Source organism: Amycolatopsis sp. NPDC058986 (assembly GCF_042741125.1).
Taxonomy (GTDB): Bacteria; Actinomycetota; Actinomycetes; order Mycobacteriales; family Pseudonocardiaceae; genus Amycolatopsis.
The window spans coordinates 12,628-34,787 of sequence record NZ_JBHYJW010000014.1 but is presented as its reverse complement, the minus strand read 5'-3'; the positions used below and the strand labels follow the sequence as shown (position 1 = coordinate 34,787).

21 protein-coding genes are annotated in these 22,160 nt (G+C 66.6%); 8 read left to right on the top strand and 13 right to left on the bottom strand.

The window, feature by feature from the left end:
- Nucleotides 1–378 precede the first annotated feature (378 nt).
- Together ACFW0G_RS15065 and ACFW0G_RS15060 are read left to right on the top strand one after the other, a co-directional pair.
- The gene (locus tag ACFW0G_RS15065) at nt 379–801 is read left to right on the top strand and encodes a hypothetical protein (RefSeq protein ID WP_378325772.1); all 423 of its coding nucleotides are present in this window, start codon (nt 379–381) and stop codon (nt 799–801) included.
- Between the two features lie 325 nt (nt 802–1,126).
- Nucleotides 1,127–2,116, top strand: a complete 990-nt coding sequence (locus tag ACFW0G_RS15060) for a helix-turn-helix domain-containing protein (protein WP_378325771.1) — start codon at nt 1,127–1,129, stop codon at nt 2,114–2,116.
- On the opposite strand, the gene ACFW0G_RS15055 is transcribed toward ACFW0G_RS15060, so the two are convergent.
- The 5 genes from ACFW0G_RS15055 to ACFW0G_RS15035 all read right to left on the bottom strand — a co-directional run bounded on the left by ACFW0G_RS15055 (nt 2,071) and on the right by ACFW0G_RS15035 (nt 4,988).
- The gene (locus tag ACFW0G_RS15055; RefSeq protein WP_378325770.1) at nt 2,071–2,661 is read right to left on the bottom strand and encodes a hypothetical protein; all 591 of its coding nucleotides are present in this window, start codon (nt 2,659–2,661) and stop codon (nt 2,071–2,073) included. The genes ACFW0G_RS15060 and ACFW0G_RS15055 overlap by 46 nt on opposite strands.
- Nucleotides 2,662–2,863: 202 nt before the next feature.
- Nucleotides 2,864–3,487 carry a replication-relaxation family protein gene (locus ACFW0G_RS15050; RefSeq protein WP_378325769.1) on the bottom strand — a complete coding sequence of 208 codons (624 nt, stop codon included), beginning with the start codon at nt 3,485–3,487 and terminating at the stop codon, nt 2,864–2,866.
- A gap of 8 nt (nt 3,488–3,495) precedes the next feature.
- Complete coding sequence (locus ACFW0G_RS15045) at nt 3,496–4,257, bottom strand: hypothetical protein (protein WP_378325768.1); 762 nt, start codon at nt 4,255–4,257, stop codon at nt 3,496–3,498.
- Between the two features lie 207 nt (nt 4,258–4,464).
- A complete protein-coding gene (locus ACFW0G_RS15040) occupies nt 4,465–4,779 on the bottom strand; it encodes a hypothetical protein (protein ID WP_378325767.1) in 315 nt (104 codons plus the stop codon).
- A complete protein-coding gene (locus ACFW0G_RS15035) occupies nt 4,776–4,988 on the bottom strand; it encodes a hypothetical protein (protein WP_378325766.1) in 213 nt (70 codons plus the stop codon). Before ACFW0G_RS15035 ends, ACFW0G_RS15040 begins: the two co-directional genes overlap by 4 nt.
- A 391-nt stretch (nt 4,989–5,379) precedes the next feature.
- On the opposite strand from ACFW0G_RS15035, the gene ACFW0G_RS15030 reads away from it, so the two are divergent.
- Nucleotides 5,380–6,723, top strand: a complete 1,344-nt coding sequence (locus tag ACFW0G_RS15030) for a DUF2252 domain-containing protein (RefSeq protein WP_378325765.1) — start codon at nt 5,380–5,382, stop codon at nt 6,721–6,723.
- Between the two features lie 17 nt (nt 6,724–6,740).
- On the opposite strand, the gene ACFW0G_RS15025 is transcribed toward ACFW0G_RS15030, so the two are convergent.
- Nucleotides 6,741–7,454, bottom strand: a complete 714-nt coding sequence (locus ACFW0G_RS15025; RefSeq protein WP_378325764.1) for a LuxR C-terminal-related transcriptional regulator — start codon at nt 7,452–7,454, stop codon at nt 6,741–6,743.
- Nucleotides 7,455–7,849: 395 nt separating this feature from the next.
- Between ACFW0G_RS15025 and ACFW0G_RS15020 the strand changes: the two genes are divergently transcribed.
- Entirely contained in the window at nt 7,850–9,037 is a 1,188-nt protein-coding gene (locus ACFW0G_RS15020; RefSeq protein ID WP_378325763.1) for a sensor histidine kinase, read from the top strand.
- A gap of 24 nt (nt 9,038–9,061) precedes the next feature.
- On the opposite strand, the gene ACFW0G_RS15015 is transcribed toward ACFW0G_RS15020, so the two are convergent.
- From ACFW0G_RS15015 to wecB, 6 genes are all read right to left on the bottom strand, one after another.
- On the bottom strand, nt 9,062–10,231 hold the full coding sequence (locus tag ACFW0G_RS15015) for an iron-containing alcohol dehydrogenase (RefSeq protein WP_378325761.1): 1,170 nt from the start codon (nt 10,229–10,231) through the stop codon (nt 9,062–9,064).
- 43 nt (nt 10,232–10,274) lie between these two features.
- The gene (locus ACFW0G_RS15010) at nt 10,275–12,485 is read right to left on the bottom strand and encodes a hypothetical protein (RefSeq protein ID WP_378325760.1); all 2,211 of its coding nucleotides are present in this window, start codon (nt 12,483–12,485) and stop codon (nt 10,275–10,277) included.
- A 286-nt stretch (nt 12,486–12,771) separates the two neighbouring features.
- Nucleotides 12,772–14,082: a glycosyltransferase gene (locus ACFW0G_RS15005; RefSeq protein ID WP_378325759.1), complete on the bottom strand. Its 1,311-nt coding sequence runs from the start codon at nt 14,080–14,082 to the stop codon at nt 12,772–12,774.
- A 131-nt stretch (nt 14,083–14,213) separates the two neighbouring features.
- Nucleotides 14,214–16,433: a hypothetical protein gene (locus ACFW0G_RS15000; protein ID WP_378325758.1), complete on the bottom strand. Its 2,220-nt coding sequence runs from the start codon at nt 16,431–16,433 to the stop codon at nt 14,214–14,216.
- Between the two features lie 204 nt (nt 16,434–16,637).
- Nucleotides 16,638–17,324 carry a class E sortase gene (locus ACFW0G_RS14995; protein ID WP_378325757.1) on the bottom strand — a complete coding sequence of 229 codons (687 nt, stop codon included), beginning with the start codon at nt 17,322–17,324 and terminating at the stop codon, nt 16,638–16,640.
- A gap of 23 nt (nt 17,325–17,347) precedes the next feature.
- The gene (gene wecB / locus ACFW0G_RS14990; RefSeq protein WP_378325755.1) at nt 17,348–18,535 is read right to left on the bottom strand and encodes a non-hydrolyzing UDP-N-acetylglucosamine 2-epimerase; all 1,188 of its coding nucleotides are present in this window, start codon (nt 18,533–18,535) and stop codon (nt 17,348–17,350) included.
- 376 nt (nt 18,536–18,911) lie between these two features.
- Here wecB and ACFW0G_RS14985 point away from each other — a divergent pair, with 376 nt between their 5' ends.
- The 4 genes from ACFW0G_RS14985 to ACFW0G_RS14970 all read left to right on the top strand — a co-directional run bounded on the left by ACFW0G_RS14985 (nt 18,912) and on the right by ACFW0G_RS14970 (nt 21,509).
- Nucleotides 18,912–19,079 (top strand): hypothetical protein, encoded by a 168-nt coding sequence (locus ACFW0G_RS14985; protein WP_378325754.1) that lies wholly within the window; start codon nt 18,912–18,914, stop codon nt 19,077–19,079.
- Between the two features lie 204 nt (nt 19,080–19,283).
- Nucleotides 19,284–20,447: a sensor histidine kinase gene (locus ACFW0G_RS14980; RefSeq protein ID WP_378325753.1), complete on the top strand. Its 1,164-nt coding sequence runs from the start codon at nt 19,284–19,286 to the stop codon at nt 20,445–20,447.
- Nucleotides 20,444–21,052, top strand: a complete 609-nt coding sequence (locus tag ACFW0G_RS14975) for a DNA-binding response regulator (RefSeq protein ID WP_378325751.1) — start codon at nt 20,444–20,446, stop codon at nt 21,050–21,052. The genes ACFW0G_RS14980 and ACFW0G_RS14975 overlap by 4 nt, the downstream gene beginning before the upstream one ends.
- 94 nt (nt 21,053–21,146) lie before the next feature.
- On the top strand, nt 21,147–21,509 hold the full coding sequence (locus tag ACFW0G_RS14970; RefSeq protein ID WP_378325750.1) for a potassium channel family protein: 363 nt from the start codon (nt 21,147–21,149) through the stop codon (nt 21,507–21,509).
- Nucleotides 21,510–21,512: 3 nt separating this feature from the next.
- Here ACFW0G_RS14970 and ACFW0G_RS14965 read toward each other — a convergent pair whose 3' ends face one another.
- The gene (locus ACFW0G_RS14965; RefSeq protein ID WP_378325748.1) at nt 21,513–22,118 is read right to left on the bottom strand and encodes an HdeD family acid-resistance protein; all 606 of its coding nucleotides are present in this window, start codon (nt 22,116–22,118) and stop codon (nt 21,513–21,515) included.
- Nucleotides 22,119–22,160 lie beyond the last annotated feature (42 nt).

The following is a 22,160-nucleotide window of genomic DNA, read 5'->3' as shown; positions in this document are numbered from 1 at the left end:
GCTTGGCCTCGGTCGGCAGCTGTGACGCGCGGCCATGCACTCGGCCACACTCACTTTCCGCGCTTAAACGACACGATTAGTGCCTGTCTGAATACCCATTCGATCAACGCGTGACTGGGTCGGACTGCGTCGGTGTGCGGGGATCCGGCGACGTGCAGCAGGCCTCGCAGCGGTCTCGGAGCATGTCGGTGTTGATTCGGGGTCGGGTGTGTCCTGCTCCGCGTCGCGGCGGCAGGGTGTCTCACGGTCGGGTGGGAGCACGTCCCCGTCCGGGGCATCGTGTTCGCCGCGACTGGTCATGGCGCGGCAGCGGAGTGACGCTGGATCGGAGCGAACAAGAAGGGCGTGGCTCCCGGCCACGCGCAGGAGGTCGCGGCGATGAACAGGGTGCTCGTCGGAGTTATGTCGATGATGGTGGCGGGGGTGGTATGCGCTGCGCCACCGGCCAGCGCATACCAACAGGAGCATGGCGCACAGCAGCAATGCGGCACGGTGCCCGAGGACTACGTTGGCAAACACTATGCGGGTGCGGGCTACGCGTTTCATTTCAACAGCAATGGGAACCTCACTGGCGAGGCTCCCTTGGGGGTTTTTGAGGACTCCTCGTACGCTGTCACCGTCGAGGGACTTACCGGAAAGTTCACTGTCTGGAACTTCGGAGTCGGACAGCGCTTTGTGTACACATTTACCAGCGTCTTCCGCGGGTGTGACGGCAGTTCCACTCCGGGTGTGCTGGCCCCGACGGCGACCAGCCAAGAGTCTGGCCCATTCGCCCTGGTCCTCGGGCGGCTACTGGCATAGCGATGGGTGCCAATGTCGTGCGGAGGCGCAGGGCGAGCGCGACCTGCCAGCAGGGACCAGCCGGAGGAGGGATCGACAACGAAGAAGGCACCGCGGTACGGAACCACTCCACGGTGCCCGGGAACTCCGCGCTGCCGGCCGAGGTCGCTTTCCAGGCAGCCGGTGGCGGGATCTACGATCGCGCAGGCTCGCTAATCCTGACCGACAGTGACTGTGTCAGCGTTACTTGGGTTGACACGGTCGGTGTTGTGGCGGCCGGGATCGTGTGGGAGGTTATGGTCCGGGCACGGCCCTCACAGTCCCGCGAGGTTGAGGAGTGGTGGCGATGGCCGCCGTTTCCGCGTCACACCAGCGTCTGGCGTTCGAGACCACCGATTACGACCAGGCGGGCGAGTTCTTGACGGGCCTGTACGGCATCGGCATTCAGCTGACCGGCCGCAAGGTCGGCTACTTCTACCGGCACACCCGGATGGCAACCGACGCGTTCTCGGTCAATATCGCCGCGCAGCCCGACACGATGGCGCTGACGGTGTCGCCACTGCCGTCGACGCTGCTGATCAGCCACTGCGGCACGACGCTGGACCTGCACTGCGAGGGCGCCGAGCACAGGTTCGGTCCCGGCGACGTGTTCGTGCACAACAAGACCGAGGACGGCAGTGCCTACTGGGCGCAGTGGCGCGAGGGCGCCGTCCAAACCACTATCCTCCCCTTCGCCACATTGAGCCAGGTCGCCGCCACCGCCGACACCCGGCGGGACACGCCGGTCCGCTTCACCAGCCTGCGCCCGCACAGTCCCGCCTTCGGCCGCCACATGAGGACGACCATCGACTACCTCACCGCCGGTCTGCGCGACCAGCCCGAGGTCATGGGCCAACCGTTGGTCGCCGGCGCGGCCGGGCGGCTGCTGGCCGCCTCGCTGCTGGGCGCCTTCCCCAACACCGCCTGCGCTGAGCCCACCATCGAAGACCACCACGACGCCCACCCCGCGACCCTGCGCCGCGCGATCGCGTTCATCGACGACCACGCGCACGAGGACATCACCGCCGCCGACATCGCCGCCGCCGCCCACGTCACCATCCGCGCACTGCAATACGCCTTCCGGAAACACCGCGGCACCACCCCGATGGGCTACCTTCGCCAAGCCCGCCTCCAGCAGGCACACCAAGGCTTGCTGGACGCCGACCCCGGCAGCGGAGTCACGGTCACCGAGATCGCCGCCCGCTGGGGCTTCTTCCATCCTGGCCGCTTCGCCCACCGCTACCGCACCACCTACGGCCACCCACCCCACCACACCCTGCACCACGATCCCCGCTGAACCAGCCGACAACTCGGTCTGACGCAACGGCAGAAACAGCCTGTGATCACACAGCCAAGTGTTGCTGTTCCGTAGGTTCTCGTGGTGGTGTCCCCGTCAGCGATCCTTGGTCCGCGCTGGGCCAGCCGTGACAGCACTTCCGACCACGGGGCGGCGCAGGAGCGGTCGGTGCCGCGGATGCGTTCCATCGCCTGAAACCGCGCGATCGGATCATCGATCGCATACACCTCGGCCGGAACGGCGTGCCCGCTTGCGACGAGTTTCCCGAGCAGCACCGCGCACCGGTCGAGCACGAGTGCAGCCACCAGCTCGCCGGGTCGCAGACTCTCCCGGGCCAGGTTCTCCACCAGCTGCCAGATCCGCCGTTCCTCATCCGACAACGGCCCCGGGCACACGACGGCGCGCAGTGCCGCGAAGTGCGGGTTGTCCGGCAGATGGACCGCGCCCCACCGGCTGGCCCGCAGCCGCCGCTCCCCCGCCGCCAGACGCATCGACGGCGGCTTCCCATCCTCTGCCGTGATCTCCTCGACGAGAACCGGCTGCAACACCCCGACCGTCGCGATCGAGGAGATGAGGTCCGCCAGCTCCGCCGGCGCGGCGCTCTCCCCGGCATCCGGCCCTGCACGTCGGTGAACGGGCTCCCGTCACCACGCAGCGGCAGCAACGTGAAGCGACGCTGCCGCAACCGGGGTGACCTTCCCAGTTGCTCCACCACCGCAGGTGCCGACTCCTCGACGCGGGCGGCGGTCATGATGTGCCTGTTGTCAGCCGGGTGAACGGCGAGATCGGGGTGGTGTCGGTGCCCAGCAGTGAAACCGCGATCGGCGCCAGCGGGCCGCCGGTGCGAAGCCGGTGCAGGCTGGTCGCGAGCATGCGGACGCGGTCGCCGGCCAGTGCCATCGCGGAATCGGCCTGGGCGTGGGCCCGCAGGTCGACGAGCCGCTGCTCGAGGACATGCTCGGCGGCGCCAGAGAGCACCAACAGCACGCGCGGGAATCGCGGATAGCGTTCCTGCCACGCCGGACGCCCGGTCGCGCCCGGGTACTGGGGGACGTAGTCGTGGTAGCGGACGTAGTTGCGCAGCTTGGCGGCAAGCCGGGCCACCGGCATCGTGGCGCGGTCCAGTTCGATAAAGAAGGTGCGCTGCGAGCGCCTCCCGGAGGGCTCTACGAGGGTGTAGTGCAGGACGGCGTCGGCGACGAGCACGTCGCGGTTGGCACCGCCGTGCACGCGTTGATCGCGGTAGCGGTGCGCGACCTCCGGCGTCCACGCCAAAGGCCCGCAGTCGTGGCCGTGGCGGCGCGCGGTGTCCAGGAAGGCGCGTCCGGTCTCGACGACATCCAGCGCGTGCTGCCCGAACAGCTCCACCATGGACGGACCTACGACCGGGCTTTCGCCAGGCCGGTGCGGAACCGCCGGTCGAACAACCGGCGGATGATCGGGGTGTCGGCGCCGACGTGCCAGCCCAGGATCCGCGGCCCGCGGGCCCGCCAGTAATTCTCGCCGCGGTAGACGTCGAACGCGCCGATCACACTGCGCAGATGTGCCTGCGCGCGGCCGGGAATCTCCGACTGGCACCGGATCAAGACCTGCACGGCGAACACCGGCTCGTCGGTCGCGAACTTGTTCACCGCCGCCCTCGCCGACGACGCGGCCCCTCGAGCAGTTGGCCGTGGTGCTCCGCGACCGGCGCCGCGCGCGTTCGGCAGGAACTCCCCTAGAACCTCCCCGGCCGCCTCGGCGACACCACTGCCGACCGCCCGGAGAACCCCGGAATCACCACCGGCGTGCTGGGCCGCCTGACGGGCGAGGTGGCGGATCTTCGCCGGAGTCAACGGAATCAGGTCCAGGCACACATCGACCTTCTCGCCGAGATCCGGGCGCACGTCGCCGAGGGCGTTGGCCAGCGACTGCAGCGGATCGTCCGGGCGCACCGGCAACGCCTTCAACGCAAACCGTGGCGGGCGCGCCAGCACCAGCTCCGCCCGCGCCACATGCAAGTCGACAGCGTCCCGCACGGTGCGACCACACGCGGCCACACCGCCCTCCTCGGCCGTGCCGATCGATGGTGAAAGAGAGTTCTCCTGGGCGCCCAGTTCGGATGTACCTTGCTGTGCCAGAAGATCCCGCAGCCTGCTCATCGGCTTCCCTCCTCAGGCTCGCCTGCACCCGCGTCCTGACGGGGAAGGAAGCTTCTCCCTGCGTCCCGACCATCCACAGAGGACATTTCACCTCGGTGCCGGGCGGTGGTTTCTCCCTCGGAGGTGGAGTTCCGGCGGATTTCGACGTCGGGTACACCAGCTTGTTGATCACGCCAGTAATCGACGCTCGACCTTCCACACTCATGATCATCTTCCCGTAAGATCATCTGTGCTAAAGCGAATCCGGACACCGACCGCCGCCTTCGGCACCCAGCCGTGCACCGGACGCACCCGGCCAAGCTGATGCGCGAACCCCAGGACGCCCTGCAGGGACGGGTCGAAGCTCGTCGTCGGGAGGAGGTCGTATCCGACTTTGGAGCGGAGGTGGCGGGAACGGAAGTGTCGGTGGAGGACAATAATCGCGATCGTGAGCGCGACCACCGCCGTGGTCACCCACCACAGCGCGGAACTCGCGAGCAGGTAGTGAATATCGAGCGCCTGCGGCGCGCTGTTTCCCATCATGGCCTGGCGGCCATGGTGCGGAAAAAGTCGGCATTTCGCACCAGCCTGCCCCACACCGATTGACCAGCGGAAACGTCGGCAACAGCAGATTTCGCCGACGTCAGGTCGAGCGCATGGTCATACGCCGAGCCGAACGCACCGTCGTTCATTGTCAGCTGCACAGCGCGCAGCGCTGCGCTGAGATCGCTGCGCACGAATCCATCGTCCATGTCCATTCCCCGTCCAGGCCGACGCTTGACCTGTTCACCCCAGACATGCACCGCGAACAGCCTGTTCGATGCACAGCGGCCACGACGTCTTGCTCCTACCGGCGTGCCGGGCCGAGCCCCGGTCAGTCAGCTCTGGTGGGACGTGGCCGGGCCGCGTCCTGCGCCCGTTCCGGCACGCGTAACCAGGTCACGCGCTGCCACGACTCATCAGCCAGGAGGCGCGCGCCGCGTCGGCTACGGAGAGGCGATTCATGGCAGCGGCAGAGTTGGCCGTTGCGCTCACGGTGCGCAGCTGCTTGCCAACTCCATCATTTCGCGGAATTTCCAGGCGCCGACCCCGGTTGCGAAACGTCACCCGGCATTCAATACTGCGACCACTATGGACGGTCGCATGAACCACCCCACCGTCGCGGAGCGGGCCGCGTCGGGCCGCGCCGCCCGTAAGACGGCGCCCAGAACCGCCCACGCCGAGTGGGAGGTTCCGAGAGACCGCGCCGATCCGGTCGCCGTGCTGCGGGAGCAGGCGGCGACCCGGGTCGCGGAACTGGTGCCGATCCGGCACGGGCGCATGGCCGAGTCGGTGTTCGCCTACCTCCGGGGAGCCGCGGCGGGAATGGCCGCCGATCTGGCAGGCACACCGATCTCCGGGATCTCCGTGCAGGCCTGCGGAGACGCTCACCTGCTCAACTTCGGCCTGTACGCCTCTCCCGAGCGATCCCTGCTGTTCGACGTGAACGACTTCGACGAGACCCTGGCCGGGCCATGGGAATGGGACGTCAAGCGGCTGGCGGCCAGCGTGGTGGTGGCGGCGCGCAGCAACGAGTGGGACGACGCGGTGGGCCGGTCCGCGGCGCTGGCCGCGGCGACGGCCTACCGGCGGGCCATGCGCGATTTCGCCCAGCGCGGAGACCTCGACGTGTGGTACGCGAGGGCCAGCGCCGAAGACCTTCGGCCCCTGCTCACCGAAAGCTCCCAGCGCAAGCGGGCCAAGCGAGTCGTCAAGGCCGCTCGCCGTCGCGACAACCTCCAGGCCTTCGAGAAGCTCACGGTGCGCCTGGGCGACACCCGCCGGATCGTCGACGATCCGCCCCTGGTCGAGCATCCGCCGGACGAGGACGTCCTGCCGTCCACATTGGATCTGTTCCACGCCTACCGCGGCACGCTTCAGGAAGACCGTCAACGGTTGCTGGACCGGTTCCAGCCCATCGACGTCGCCCGCAAGGTCGTCGGCGTCGGCAGCGTCGGCACCCGGTGCTACATCGTGCTGCTGATCGGACGCGATCTCGGCGATCCCTTGCTGCTACAGGTCAAGCAGGCCGAAGCCTCGGTACTGGAGAAGCACCTGCGTGGCAGGCATCCGCGGCAGCACGGCAAGCGGGTGGTGACGGGACAGCGGCTGATGCAGTCGGCCAGCGACATCTTCCTCGGCTGGCTGACCGCCGAGGACGGCCTGCACTACTACTGGCGGCAACTTCGGGACATGAAGGGTTCGGTGGACATCGCCAGGCTGAGGCCGGCGGAGTTGCAGCGCTACGCGGAGCTGTGCGGCTGGACCCTGGCTCGTGCGCACGCCCGAACCGGTGACCGCGTGGCCATCGCCGCCTATCTCGGTTCCGGCGATGTCTTCGACCGGGCAATCGCGGACTTCGCGCTGGCCTATGCCGACCAGTCCGAACGGGACCATCAGGCCCTCGTCCAGGCGATCGCCGACGGCCGGGTAGAGGCGAGCCCTTGACGGTCACGCGGAATCGCTCAGGCAGCGTTCCGCCGGACGATCATGTCGGGAGTGAGCAGACCTCGATGGAAGCCTTCCGCGACGGCATGCGTGCGGTCGTGAACACCCAGCTTCCGGCAGATGCTTTTGACATGCGAGCGAACCGTCTCCGTGGAGATGCACAACTTCGTCGCCATCTCCACGGTGGTCAAGCCGTCGGCCACCTGCTGAAGTACCTCGAACTCTCTCCTGGACAACCCGCCGAAGGCGCGACGATCCCGTGTCGGATCCTGTTCACTCAGGAGAAAACCGAGACCGGGATCCAGGTAGTACCGTTCGTGGAACACCTTGGCCACCGCTTCCCACAGCTGATCCTGTTGTGCGGCTCGCCGGATCAGTCCATGCGCTCCGGCCCGAAGAGCGGTCCGCAGGTAGAATTCCCCGATCAACGGCTCACGAACAAGCGAAAGTATCGCCAGGCGCCGACCCGAGGTAGCGGCGAACCGCACAAGATGGCCGCGTGGATCGAGCAGGCTGTCCATGATCAGCACATCAAATCCACCCTGTTCGCAAAGATGCGCTGCCGCGGCCACCCTGCGCGTGACCCGATGCAGCATCATGCCACAGGACCTGCCGATACGTTCCGCCAACGCCTCACGAAAGATCGGCACCGCATCGAGTAAGACAACGCGAATGTCCTCACCGGCTTCCGTGTTCGAGCGCCTCGCGGAAACCCCGGAACTCCTGTTCATGTTTCCCCCAGAGAGGTATTTGACATTCGAACCGGCGTACAGCGGCCATCTTATCCGCGAGGCTCAGGCGGGAAAACTTGAAGGCCTCATCGTTCGATCTCGTGAAATATCACGAATACTCTATGAGCATTTACACTTGTTCGCAGACGACGAAACAGATCATCGTCGGGAACAGTTGCGTGCCGTGCCGTAACGGCGACGCCTACCGAACTCCGACGCGGTAGTGGATCACCCGGACAGGTGGTAGCGGATCATCTCGGCTGGTCCGGCGGGTTAACATCCCGCTCAGCGGGAGCAGCCCCTGACCAGGGAGTCCGCTTCCCGCACGGTCATTGCCAGCCCGCCGCGTGCCCTTGGTGCGCGGCTCGTCGTGCAGCATGGGAGGGGGACACGGGGTGAGTCGCTTCCCGCGTGCGGTCCCCGCGACGCGTCGTTCCTGGCGGATCGCCCGCACGGGCGGGCGCTCGTTCCCGCTCGCCGTCGCGGGCATCGTCTCCTTCGTCGTGGCCGTGGTCATCGTCCCCGGCGCCATGAAGATCACCGAGGATCCCGGGCATCTCCTCGCGGCCGTCGGCTACACCGCGCTGATCGTGCTGCAGTTGCTGATCTGCCTGTACGGGCTGATGCTGCGGGTGACCGGGATGACGCTACGCCGAACCTGGCCGCTAGTGCTGGCGAGCGCGGCGCTCGCGTGCGTGGCCACGATCGTGTTCCATCATCACCTGCTTCCGGCCGCGAGCATCGCCATGGTCGGGCTCCTGCCGCTGGTCCTGGTCACCAGTCTGTGGTGCTGGGCCGCCTACTTCGGGGTCGGGCTCGTCATCTCCGCGGTGCCGCGGCTATGGCCTTTACCCGCCGCGGCCAGCCCGGAAACGACGACCGTGGTGTACTTCGTCATCGTCTATGTCGTCGGCGGGTTCGCGATGCGTTCGATGGCGTGGCTTACGGTGCAGGCGGCGCAACTGGCCAAAGCCAAGGCCGAGATCGCCTGGCTGACCGTGACCCAGGAACGGGACCGCATATCCCAGGATCTGCACGACCGGCTCGGACAGGATCTCGTGTCGATCATGATGCGTACCGAACTGGCGGGACGGCTGGTGACCGCGGCCCCGGGGCGCTCGGAACGGGAAAGCCAGGCCGCGCATCTGGTGGCACGCCGGGCATTGCAGGAAATGCGCGGTATCGCGCACGGGACGCTGGTGGCGGATCTGGATGCCGAACTGACCGCTGCGGTCGAGTTGCTGGAATCGCGCGGCGCGGCCTGCCGGTTGCGGATCGGCGAGTATCCCGAAGGGCCCGCCGCCGACGTCCTGGCCTGGGTGCTGCGGGAATCGGTGACCAATATCCTGCGGCACAGTGAGCCGACGATCTGCACGCTTGAGCTGATGCGTACCGGTGACCGGTTCGAGTTCCTGATCGAGAACGACGGGGTCACCGGACGCGGTGACGGGGCGCCGGGTCGTGGGCTGACCGGTATCGCCGAACGGGTTCAGCGAGTCGGCGGAACCTGCGCCACGGACGTCACCACCAGCCGGTTCCGGCTTACCGTCACGCTCGCGGCGACATCGGCCAGGAGCGGCTGACCGGCCGAATCTCCTCGTGGCCTCTTACCGGGCGTGTCCGGCTCGGCCCGCCTTGGACCTGACACTCAGGGACTCGCTGATCAGTTCCCCGAGGTCGTCGGCGGTGATCCCGGTGAACGGGGATCCCTTGCCACCCCAGAAACGCAGGGTGCGTGCGGCGACGATCGCGGCGGTGTTGTCCTTGCCGCCGAGTTGCCCGTTGAGTCCCCAGTCGCGGGTCAGTCCGGCGATTCCGGTGACCGGGTCGACGGACCAGCGGCCGCGGCTCGCCGAGCGAATCCAGTGCCAGGCCTTGTGCAGACACGCCCGATCGCCGAACCGGTCGTCCCCGTCTTCGATACGTCGCCACCAGGCCGGCAGCAGCGCCGCCACCGCGGCCACCGGGTGCACACCGAGGTGGGTTGCCAGTTCACTGGCGACCACCCGGCATTTGTCGATATACAGCGAATCCCGGCGAAACACCAGGCCTGCTTCCCGCGCGGCGTTCGCGCGCGCGGCAACCAACTGGTCGGCCGGTCCGCAGTCGCCGTCGAGCGCACGAATACCGCACTTCACCAACACGCGCACAGTGGCTCTCGTCGCGGTTTCGCCCAAGGTGTCCCGGACCGTGCCGTCGGTGTAGGGGTCGACGAAACGCAACAGGGCCGCGGAAATCCCCTCGATCAGGATCTGCCAGGGAAGGGACGCGGTGAACATGCTGTCCAGCACCGCGACTTCCGGCGTCAGGTGCGGCCCGTGCACGAGACGCCGGTGCCCGCGTAACCGGACCATCGCGTACGGGCGCAGTTCCGCGGCCGATCCGATGGTCGTCGGGATGAGGATCCGTTGTGGTTGCCCGCCTGCCCCGGCCTGCAGTTCGACCAGGCCGTGCCGGGCGCCGCGGGCCCGGATGGTCGGCAGGGTCCGCGGGTCGGCGTACTGCCGGCAGGCGAGTTTGGTGGTGTCGAGGATGCCGCTGCCACCAATCGCCACCACCCGGTCGGCGGAAGTGGCCGCCAGCACCGCGGCGAGCGATTCGACCCCTTCCACCGTCGCGGGTGGCTGGATCACCTGGATCTGCCCGGCGGGCAGTCCCAGCGCCTTGCGCATGCTTTCCACGAGCGGGAACCTGGCCGCCGCGAAACTCGCGTCCAGCACCAGCAGGGTCCGGGTGCCGGGGCCGGCGATCGCGGCTCGCCAGGCCTCGCGTCCCATGTGGACACTGGTGTGCTGCTCCGGCCACCGGATGGTGTCCTCATCAGCCGATCGGTACATATCCTGACGCCGCCCGGTAATAGGTTCCGAATATTCCTTGGGTACGTGTGAACAGGACACCGCCGGCCTTCCGCATTTCCTCGGGGACGACGAATCGGGCCGTGCCATCGTCGTTCAACTGTGTGACGGAAACGGCTTGATCGGGTTTCCCGGATTCCCGATAGAACAGGGTGACCGTGTCATCGACCACGGGATTGCCGCAGCGGGTCTTGACCCCGACATCCACCGTCCAGGCTTTCCCCATCGTTGCCGAAACCTCTGGTACGCCCGAGGGGCACAAGCCAGGGAAATCGCCGAGCTGGTAGAGCGAGGCGCCCTGCAGTCCACCCTCGACCCGCACCAGCCGGAAGTGGGTGCGGTCGTTGTTGATCGCCGCCGCGAACTCGGGCTGCGGGTACGTCCCGCCCACCAGTACGTAGCTGGCGCCGCTGGCGTGCATCTGGGCACGCAGATCCTCCACCGTGCGCGGATTGTCCAGCACGACAAGGCGTCGCTGACCGCGATCTCCCAGCAGCGGGTGGGTGAACGGCTGGTCCCCGGTGGTCGAGCTGACCGCGATCGTGCCACCCTCCGGCACCGCCGCGTCCAGACCGCGGTACTCGCTGACCGGCTCAACAGGTACCTCGTCGGTATTGCCGAGCCATATATGCCGGGCGACTTCGGCCGCGGTGAGCAGGTGATAGGACCCGTCGGCGTTGCGCACCTGGTAGTAGGAGGGATTGGTCGCCCACCACATCGTCACCGCCATCGCGGCCACCGCCGCGGCCAGGAGTCCATTGCGGACCCACCGCGACGAGATCGCCGTCAGCCCGACCATGGCCAGTGCCGCGCCGATCGCGACCACGATCAGGTTCAACCGGCCGTACCAGGCGGCCGGCGACATCGCCAGCCACAGCACGGCGAAACCGACCAGCGCCACGCATTCCACCCTGCGGCCCCGGCGGAACAGCACGTAGCAGCCCAGCGCCGCGAGCGGGACGATGATCGGCAACCAGACCATGCCGAAACCGCCGATGGTGGGCGCGTAGTCGTAGTCCCGGAGGCTCAGATCGTCCCACCAGGAGCGAAACGTCTGTCCCAGCCAGCCGAAGGGCTGATCGCGCAACGGTTCGGGCATGTTCGTCGAGGCACTGAGCCGGAGCACCTCGTCCGCCGGGCCGCGCCCGGCGAAGCCCAGCATGCTCACCGGATAGAACGGATTGTCGTAGGCCAGCCAGGTGCGGATGTACCAGTACGCGCCCAGACACGCCATCGGCAGGCCCAGTAACGCGCCGCTGACCGCGAGCGGCCGGAGCCGGGCGAGGACATCGGTTTCCGCCCGGTGTTCCCCCTGCACCGCCGCGGACTCCCGCCGGATGCGCCGATGGGCCACGAACACGAGTACGCCCACCAGGACAACCGTCAGCAGGTTCGACGACTTCACCGAGACCGCCAGCCCGAGCGCCCACCCGGCCACGGCCAAATGGCGCGCGAACTGGGCAGTGCCCGCACCGGTTTCCACAGCGACCCTGGACATCGACAGGGTCAGGTAGATCGCCGCCACGGCGGTCGCGGCGGCCGCGATATCGACCATGCCGGTCGGTACCTCCAGGAACGCCGAGGGCGCCGCCAGGAAGACCAGCCCCGCGAAACAGGCGAGGCCACGGCCCGCACCGAGCTGGCGGGCCAGTCCGGCGGTGGCCAGGAATCCCATGGCGATGAAGGGAAAGTGGGCCATCCAGGCATATTTCGTGGTGCCGAGGAAGGCGCCGACCCAGGCCACGATCAGCCCCTGACCGTCCGGGTAGACATCGGCGAAGAGGTTCTGCGGGGTGTGCCCGATCCGGCCCTGCTGTAGCCAGGAATCGGGGCCAAGCAAGTGGTACGCGAGCGTGTCGTAGTCGACCATCGGGAAGCTCAGGCCGAGCACGGTACGCCAGACGTATTGGCCGGCAACCAGGACGGCGGCCAGGACAATGAGGACATTCGCCCTGCCCTTGAACAGCCCCGCCACGGTCCCTTTTACGGTTCGGCAGGACCGGATGGCAGCGGCCCGGAACCAGACCAGGCCGACCGCGCACTGCGCCGCGCTGATACCCGCGGCGAGGGCGAGCAGCGATCCCGCGGACAGGCTACCGAGCAGCCCACCGGCGAGCAGTACCAGCAAGGCCACCTGTGCGGTACCGAGTACGACCAGTCCCAGTACGATATCCAACCCTCGGCGAAGGTCCAACGACAGCGTCGTCGCCGACGCGCCAACGATCACCACGACCGTGGCACACACCAGGAGAAACACCTTTGACCAACCGATCTTCCGGTATTGTCAACCAGGATTGATTCCCTCCGCCGGACCGGAGTAGCCAACGGAGGGAATCCGCAGGGACGGGCGGTGGCGCGTCAATTTTCGCGCTTCGCCTTTCGCTTTCCCATCCTCCACAGCAGCAGCCCGATCACGACGAGTGCCAGCGCACCGATGATGAAAATCCCCAGGCTCCAGCCGGTCACCGCGAGGCCGGTACCGGGAACGAAGTTTCCGTACATGGTTCACCTCCTTCCCGCTCGTCGACACGGGCCGTTTTGGCCCAGTTCCGGCGGCCGATGATGATTCGGCCCAGTGCCCGGAACGCGGAAACGTAGGCAATGTAGTTCCAGATGATGAGCAGGTGCCCGAGGAACAGCGCGTAACCGAGGGAGACCTGTCGAGTCCGTCTGTGGTAAAGGAATCCCATCACCAGATTGGGCAGGAATGAGGTCAAATACCACAGCAGGCCGTAGCCGAAACCGGACAGCCCACCGCGCGCGACCGTGCCGAGCACGATGCCGCCGTCGGTGATCGCCATGACGAGCAGGTACTGCTGCACGACCGCGGCGGGCAGGATCAGGATCCAGGGCAGCAACGTGTAGTAGCACAGTTCGAGCGCACCGGCGTTGCCCAGCGCACGCGAGCGCCAGATCTCCGGGATCCGGGCGGTGGCCTGCATCGTGCCCTGGATCCAGCGGGTGCGTTGCCGCAGCAGGGTGTCGAACCTGGTCACTCCTTGCTGCGACACATAGGCCCGCGCGATCGAGGTGGTGCGCCAGCCGAGCACGTTGAAGCTGATGCTGAGGTCAAGGTCCTCGGTGATCGACCGCGACCACGGCGCCTCGCCGACGTCGAGCAGGGCGGACAACCGCGTGCACTGCCCGTTGCCGCCAAGGCTGACGGTGCCGGTACGCATCCGGCCGAACTGGCTCAGCGCCGAGATCAACCAGAATTCCACATCCTGAACCCTGGTGATGACTTTCGCGTTGTTCCGGATTCGCACGGCCAGCTGCACGCCGCCGACGGCCGGATCGGTGAACTGTTCGGCGAACAACGTCTCCGCACCGGGCGAGAGTTCACCATCGGCGTCCATCACGCAGACCAGTACCGAGCGGGGATCCGCCCCGTCGGCGCGAGTGTCGGCGACGATATGGCGCAGCGCATGGTTGAGCGCCTCGCCCTTTCCGCGGCGGGCGTTGGGCAGTTCGCGACGCAGCACGGTGATCCGGTCGCCACCGGCCAGCCTGGCTTGTTCGCTGGTGTCGTCCGCCGAGCCGTCGTCGACCACGATCACCTGCCCCGTCGTGCCACGGACCAGCCGGTCCACGGTGCGCCCGATGACCTGTTCCTCGTTCAGCGCGGCGATCACGTAGTAGATCCGGTAACCGCGGCTGCCACCTGGTTCCCTGGCCGCGGTTTCCTGGGTACGCAGGGAAAGCCCGGCTCGACGTAACTGGAGCGTCCCGAGTCCGAAGAGGACGACGTAATAGGCCATACCCACGTAGGCCATGAATACCCAGAGGGCACTGGTAACGAGGTACATATCGTCCTCTCCGTTTCCGGTGAACGGTTTCCCTGGCCGGGCTGGGGCCGCCGCCGACGACCCCAGCCCGGTTGCACATTACGGTTTACCGAATCGCGTTAATCGCGATTGGTGACTCCACCGCTGAGCGGGAAAGTGCGCTCGCCGACCTTGACATTCCAATCCAGTTTCAGATCCGGGTTCGCGGGCGGATTCTCGACCTGGAAGACCAGCGTGAAATGCGTCGCCTTGTTCTTGTCGGTGGTGCGAAGCTTGGCCGAGTCGACAATGGTCAGCGTCTTCCCGTCCGGGCTCTGCTCCACCTTCAAGTTGGCCGCCTCGCCGTTGTCCCATTGCACCGTTGCGACACCGGTGAACTTGATACCTGCCGGCGCGTTGAAGACGATCGCCTTCGACCCGAGGTCGACCGGTGTGCCCTCGGCATTGAACGTCACAGTCACCACGTTCCGGTTGTCCTTGCCGAGGGTCAGGCTGGACTGCCAGACGTCCTTCAGGTCGTTCTCGTTGCCCGGCTTGATGGTGAACGGAACCTTGTCGGACTGGGTCGTCCCCTTCGCGTTGGACGCCTCCGCGGTCACTTCGTGCTGGCCCACGGTCAGATCCTTGGGCAGCGTGGCCTTCCACCTGCCGTCCGGGCCGACGGTCACCGGCCCCCCGATCGGATTGCCGTCGGAGCCCTTCAACTGGATCTTCTCCGCACCCGGAGCGGTGCCACTGACCTCAGCGCCGGGACCGACCTCGGCGTTCGGCTCCGGCGTCTCGATCACCGGCTTGCTCGGCACGCCAGCCGAATCATCCGGCTTCTTGACCTCGATGGTCTGCGGGTCCGACTGGACGGGCTGGCCACCGGACGGCGTCGCCTCGGCAGTCACCTCATGCGGCCCCTCGGCCAGACCCGCCGGCAGCGTGGCCTTCCACCTGCCGTCCGGGCCGACGGTCACCGGCTGGCCGATCGGCTTGCCATCCTTGTCCTTCAGCTGCACCGAGCTTCCCGCCGGGGCAGTACCGGTCACCTCGCCCCCCGGCTGCACCGCACCAGACGGTTTGTCCACCGTCGGCTTGGTCACCGGAGTCTGGACCTTCTTCGGGTCCGAGTAGACCGGCTCGCCGCTACCGTCCTTGGCCTTCGCCTCGATCCTGACATTGGCGCCGTCCGGCAGATCGGCGTTCAGCTTGACCTTCGCCTGGCCGTCCTTGATCTCCACCGGCGGCCCGACCGGCTTGCCGTTCTGGTCGACCGGGGTCACCACACTGCCGTCGCTCCCGGTCACCGTCAGCTCCTCGCCCGGTTTCACCGTGCCGCCCTGCGGCGAGGTGATCACCGGCTGCCGCACGTCCGGGGTGTTCGGCTTGACGTTGAGGATCGTCGGCTCCGACTCCGACCTTTCCGGGCGGTCAGGGAACTGGGACACCGCCTGGATCAGATAGGGGGTACCCGCCACGAACCGCGCAGGCAGCTTGACCCTCCAATATCCCTGGGCGTCAACTGGCGTCTTGGTCTCTTCGATGACATCGCCGTGGTTCGGCACCTTCAACCGCACGGTCGTGCCGGGCGTCCCGGTCCCCGTCACCTCTCCGCCCGCCGGAACTTCGAGACTCCCGTTGCTGACACCCGAGATGGTCGGCTTGGCCGGTGGCTGCGGCGCCTCGACGGGCAGGAAAGCCCGACCCTCACTTACTTGGGTGAAAAGGCCGAGAAAGTTCCTCTGCTCCACACTGGCACGCACCGTGATGTCGCCACGAACGTCCACAGGAACGGTGAACGTGCAGACTGCGCGAACCCTCGAGTGAAGGAAATCCCCAACTTTGTTAAGGCCGACCCCGTTGAACACAGTTCCCACGATCGCCCGGGTCTGATCAACAAGACCGAGTGCGTCAACAGGATCGACGTTGAAGCCGTTCTTCGAGTCCGCCACCTTGAACCCCGGCTTCCCTGCACCGTATTGATCACAGGGAACATCGTTGAGACGGATACTCGACGTCTGCCAGGCGAGAAACTTAACGAGATCCTGCGTGATAGAGAAGTCGTCCTTCCCGGCCACACTGGACTGGAACGTGTTCCAGATGTTCCACGGGTCAAAGTCGGCGGCCACTGTGGCTCGCTGACCTGGCACAACCGCATTCTTATACAGATCCGCGTAGATGTGCACGCGAGGCGATGAATCAGTCGTCTTTTCCAGTTCTTTCATGTACTGCGGATCCGACGCCGCCATGGCCTGGGAGGCAACGCCGCCCACCATCGCGACACTGAGCGTCGTGAGCACCGCGGCGCGAGCGAGGGGGCGCAGCCCCCTGCGCTTCCGAATTGCCTTCGTCATGGAATCAACTTTCATTCGGAGTCGAACTCGAGCGAGTTCCTTGTGATTCGAGACTATGAATACCCAACCGGCCGGACAAGTGGTTCCGAAGGGCCGGTGAGGAATCTGTTGAGACTTCGCGTGACAATTACACGGTCCCGTTGGTGTAATTCTTCACATGCCCCAGGCCGACGCCGGTCCGGCCGGGAACGGGCGGATGACCGCTCAGCCCTTCGGGGCTTCCGGCCGCAGCCGGGCTTCCACGATCAGGCGCTGATAGTTGTCCCACTTCGGGTTGCAGGTGGTCAGGACCAGGCGGGACTCGGTCGGCTGGGCACCGGGCTGCCCCGGTACCGGCGCGAGTTCCGCCGAAGCGCTCGGGGCCACGATGCGCGTGCCCGTGACCTGATAGGTGTACCGCACCCGCGGACCTTCCACCTCGATCACGTCACCGGCGACGAGTTCGTCGAGATTCCAGAACACGCCGGGAATACGATGTCCGGCGACCGCGAAATTCCCGATTTCGCCGGGCATCTGGGTACCCCGATAATGGCCGGGGCCGGATCGCAGCGCCTGCTGGGTCGTGCCCTCCGTCACCACCCAGCGCAGGCCGAGACGGGGAATCGCAAGCCGGACCAGCGGTTGTCCTTCCGCCGTCGGTCGTTCTGGGTGCGCCGCCGACCCTGGAGCGGCAGGCCGGTCCACCGTCGGGTCGGGCGGCGCCGACGGTGTCGCCGGGCCACTCCACTGCTGCTCCAGTGAATGGTCCAGTTTGGACTGAGCGTCATGCAGTTCGCCGAGCTGGCCCCAGGTCTTGTAGGCGACGAAAAGCAACCCGACGATGCCGAGCGTCACGCAGATCTCGCCCATGCTGCGGACCACCCGAAGCGTCCACTCCCGCCCGCGGCTCACGGTGGCGGTGTTTCGTACCATCGCTACGCGGCCATTTCCGCCGCGGGCAGGCCTAGGAAACTCTCGATCGCGCGGACGGTACGGCACCCGGCATCACCGGCGCCATAAGGATTCCGGGCGGCCAGCTCCATCTTGTTCGCCAGCAGCCGTTCGGCCATCTCGACGATCCGGGCGTCGTCCGTGCCGACCAGCCACGCGCTGCCGGACTCGACGGCTTCCCGGCGTTCGGTGACTTCCCTGGTCACCAACACCGGTACGGCGAAACTCGGCGCCTCCTCCTGGATACCGCCCGAGTCGGTGACGATGAGCGCGGAGCGCCGCATCACCCAGACCAGGTCGGAATAGGCCAGCGGGCCGGTGATCGTGACCCGGGGCGTATCGCGCAGGGCGGCCTCGATCTGGGCGCGCACGGCCGGATTGGGATGCGCGGGCAACACCACCCACAGCTCGAGATGAGCGGCGACGATCTTTCGCACGGCGGTGAGCACCCGATCGATACCATCGCCCCACGATTCGCGCCGGTGCATGGTCACCAGCATCAACCGCCGGGCATCCCGGACGCCCTCGCGCAGATCCGGGTCGGCGATCGGCAGCTCCTTCGCGGCGATGTGATGCAGGGCGTCGACGACCGTATTCCCGGTCACCACCACCCGCTCCGAGGGAGCCCCCTCGGCCAGCAAGGCCCGCGCGGCAGCCTCGGTCGGCGCCAGATGCAGCGACGCGATTCTGGAAACCAGGACCCGATTCGCCTCTTCTGGGAAAGGCGCACGCAGATTTCCCGTCCTGAGCCCGGCCTCGACGTGCACGACCGGTACTCCCCGCCAGAAAGCCGCAAGGGCACCGGCGAGGGTCGTCGCCGTATCGCCCTGCACGACTACCGCGGACGGCGCGAATTCGCTGATCGCGCCGTCGAGCGCGCCGAGCATGCCACCGGTGACCGAAGCCAGCCCGCCGTCGCCACGGGCGAAGGACAGTTGCCGGTCGACGGGCAGGTCGAACGGTTCCAGTGCCTGCCCGACCATGGCCGGATGCTGCCCGCTGGCGACGATCTGCGGAGTCATCGACGCGTGCCCCGCCATGGCCAGCGCGACTGGCGCCAGTTTGACCGCCTCCGGCCTGGTCCCGGCGATCATCAGGATGTTGTTCTTCATGAGTGCCATCACCAATACCCGTGAGAGGAATTCCGGCGCCACCTCGGCGCTGACGGACATCAAGGATGCTAACGACGGTAAGATACGCTATCCACGACCTGCCGAGATCTGGTGAAACATTACACAATGCGCCGATGACGCCCTTCACGACCACCGCGGAAGAAGCGGCACCCGTGTAAATATTCATGGGTCGCCAGTGTGACCGTTCCCGGAGAAACAATTGAATGCTGTAGTTTCCCCGGTGCCGGCTACCGGGCATCATGAACTCAGCGCACCAGGAAGCGGCATCGCGGTCGACTTTCACCGGTTGCGCGGATCGGCAGCCCGTTGCCCCCAGCTTTCCGGGCTGCTGGCGCAGGAAGAAGTGCCTCGGTGTGGCTCGAATCGGGGGAGCCGCACCGAGGCCTCACCACATCCAACGGGAAGTGAACCGACCATGACGCTGTGCTCGTTCCTGTGGCGGCTGCTCCCCGGCCCGATCGCCGTGAAAGCAGCTCTCTGCCTGGCGATACTGGCCGGGCTCGGCCTGGCGCTGTGGTATCTGGCCTTCCCCGCCATCGACGGCTGGCTGTTCCCGACCGACGCGTCCACCATCCAACCCTGACAACGTCCCCCGGAAGGGTGCCACCACCGGAGACACCATCGCGCTTCAGCGGAGGTGTGCGTACCATGCCGACATCCGTCCACTGTGGCCGGGGCGGCGGGTAAGCCGATCGGGGAACGGATGAAACCGCACAAGAGATTCTGGGACGCTACAGCTGGCCAGATAAAGGTAGTCTGGTCGGCGGGCAGAACAACAAGATTCGCCGTGCTCGGCATTGTGTCGATCGCATTCGTGTACGTGGGCATAACCCTCTTCGATAGGTTAAAGCTTGATTACGGCACAGGAGCGGCGCTACGCTCAGTACCCTGGCTGGCGCCTCAGATTCTTGTCCTGGTCCTAGGGTTGACTTACCGGATCCAGAACGCACCCCGCCGTTCGATGATCGTGCTTGCACTTGCGCAGATCACGCTGATGGTTACTACGTGTCTGATAGTGCCACCGCAAATCGCGCCCGTTGAATCAACGTTCTCCTGGCTTACGCTCATCATGATCCCAGGAGCGCTGGCATGGTGGCTCCACGGCGGCGTTTACGTGGCTTATCTATTTTACGCTACCTATGTCGTGGGCCCATTGATACCAGGAGTGCATCACCAGCCGAATATCCTGCGCACGGTATGGATTAACTGGGACTCCACCGCACAGTATTTTGTCGTTGGCTTGGCGATGCGATGTATGGTCAACATGGCATTGCTCTCCGTGGACCTGCTGCGGGCACGCGCGGAGATCACCCGATTGAGTGTAGCTCGCGAACGTTCCAGAATGTCCCAGCAGCTCCATGACCGTCTCGGCCATAGCCTTGTCGCCATTATGTTGCGCAGCGAGCTGGCCGAACGGGTGTCCGGAGTGGACGATGCCAAGGCCCGGACCGAGATGCGGGCGGTCAACGACACCGCCCGGGAATCCCTCGACGACGTCCGGCGGATCGCCCACGGCGTGCTGGAAACCAGCTTCGACCGCGAACTGTACGGCGCCACCGAGCTCCTCGAAGCATCCGGGATCCATTGCCTGCTCCGCATCGGGGACGAGCCCGACGGCGACACGGCGGAGGTATTGGGCTGGGTGCTCCGCGAGGCCACCACCAACGTGCTGAAACACAGCACGGCCACCGAATGCGTCATCACGCTGAACGAAGCCGACGAGGTGTACACCCTCACCATGGCGAACGACGGCGTGGCACAGCGCGGCCAGGAGCGGATCGGCTCCACGCCACGCTGCATCACCGATCGAGTCGAGGAAGCCGGCGGCTCCGTGACGGTCAATCGGTCACGGGGAAGGTTCACGCTACAGGTCGAGATACCCGCCCAGCCGGTGCGACCGAGCGATATCGCCAACGACCTCCGGCCCGCCCGACAGGGGGAGAACGCGTGACGATCCGGGTGCTGCTGGCCGAGGACCAACGTGTCCTCCGTGATGCGCTGGTGTCGCTGCTCGAACTGGAACAGGACATCGAGGTCATCGGTGCGACCGACTGCGGCGGGAACGTCGTCCCGCTGGTCACCACCAGGAAACCGGACGTGGTGATCCTCGACATCGGCCTGCCGGACATCAACGGGATCGCCGTGGCCACCGAACTACGACGCCAGCCTTCCGACGTCCGGATCCTGCTGCTCACCTCGCTGGACAAGCCGGGTACCGTGCGCGAAGCCCTGTCCGCGGGCGTGGACGGTTTTCTGCCGAAGGGGGTGTCCGGCGGCGAACTGGTCGCCGGGATCCGGCAGGTGCACGCCGGGAAACGCGTGGTGTCCCCGGACCTGGTCTCCGCCGCACTCGGTATCGGCGAGAATCCCCTGACTCCGCGCGAACGCAGTATTCTCCAACTCGCCGCGGTGGGCACGCCACCGCCGGAAATCGCGAAACAACTGTTCCTCGCCGAGGGAACCGTGCGCAATCACATCACCCGGGTGATCGGCAAACTCTCCGCGCGCAATGCCACGGACGCGGTACGTATCGCCGACCAGCTCGGCTGGCTCTGACCACGCTGTGCCGTGGGTTGTCCTGCTCCCTGGGTTGGGTGAATTCGGCACTCTCGCGGCGCCAAAGCGGTAAGGCAGCTCATAGCCTTACGCCGTGTTCGGGATCGCGATCATGGTTACCCGGCTTGTGGCGGCGCTTCGCGCGAGCTGGCGGGACCACGCGTCCCGAGGAGTAATCGTCAGTCTGGTGACTCTGCTCATCAGTGCGACCGTCTTCTACACGGTTGCCGAAGGCTGGTCCCCGCTGGACAGTTTCTACTTCGCCATCTGTACCGGGCTCACCATCGGCTATGGGGATCTCGCGCCGACCACCGCGCTGGCCAAGGTTTTCACCATCGCCTATGCGTTGCTGTCGATCGGGCTGTTCGTCACCTTCGCCGCCAACCTGGCCAGCGCGGTGGTCACCAACCGGCGCGATACCGTCCGCCGGCTGCACCGCCGGCGGAAAACGGACTGAGGCTCACCCCGAGTGGGTTTGTGCTTGGCCGGGTAACCGCTTGGCCTGGCGTCGCAACCGGAACGCGGCGACAATCTCCACGACGCCGAGGGCCAGCAGCCAGCAGCCGCCGGCCACGGTCAGCACCACGATCGAGGAGAAGGGTGACACCAGGAAAACCACGCCAGCCAACCCGGTGATAATCCCGAGGAACACCTGCCAGCCCCTCGCCTGCATCGCCGGATCCGAGGCCGCCGCCACGGTTTGGGTGATGCCGCGGAACAGCCAGCCGATCCCGATCCACAGGGTGAGCAGCAGCACCGAGTTCATCAGCGAGTCCCGGAAGCAGAGCACACCGAGCATCAGGGAGAGCGCGCCGCTGATGAACGACATGACTCGCATCGGGCCGGAGGCGAAGGCCCCGAACGCGGCCGCGATCTGGGCGATCCCACTGAGCACCAGGTAGATGCCGAACACCACGGCGGCGACCCCGATGGTCACTCCGGGCCATAGGAGTACCAGGGCGCCGAGGACGAGGGCCGCCGCGCCGGCGCCCAGCACCGCCTGCCAGGCTCCGCGGGCCAAGCGCTGGATCGGGCCTTCCCATGCCGGTTCACTGTGCGCGCTCATGTCCGCCCCACCGCGGGAGCCCGGGCCCAGGCCGCCCGTTGC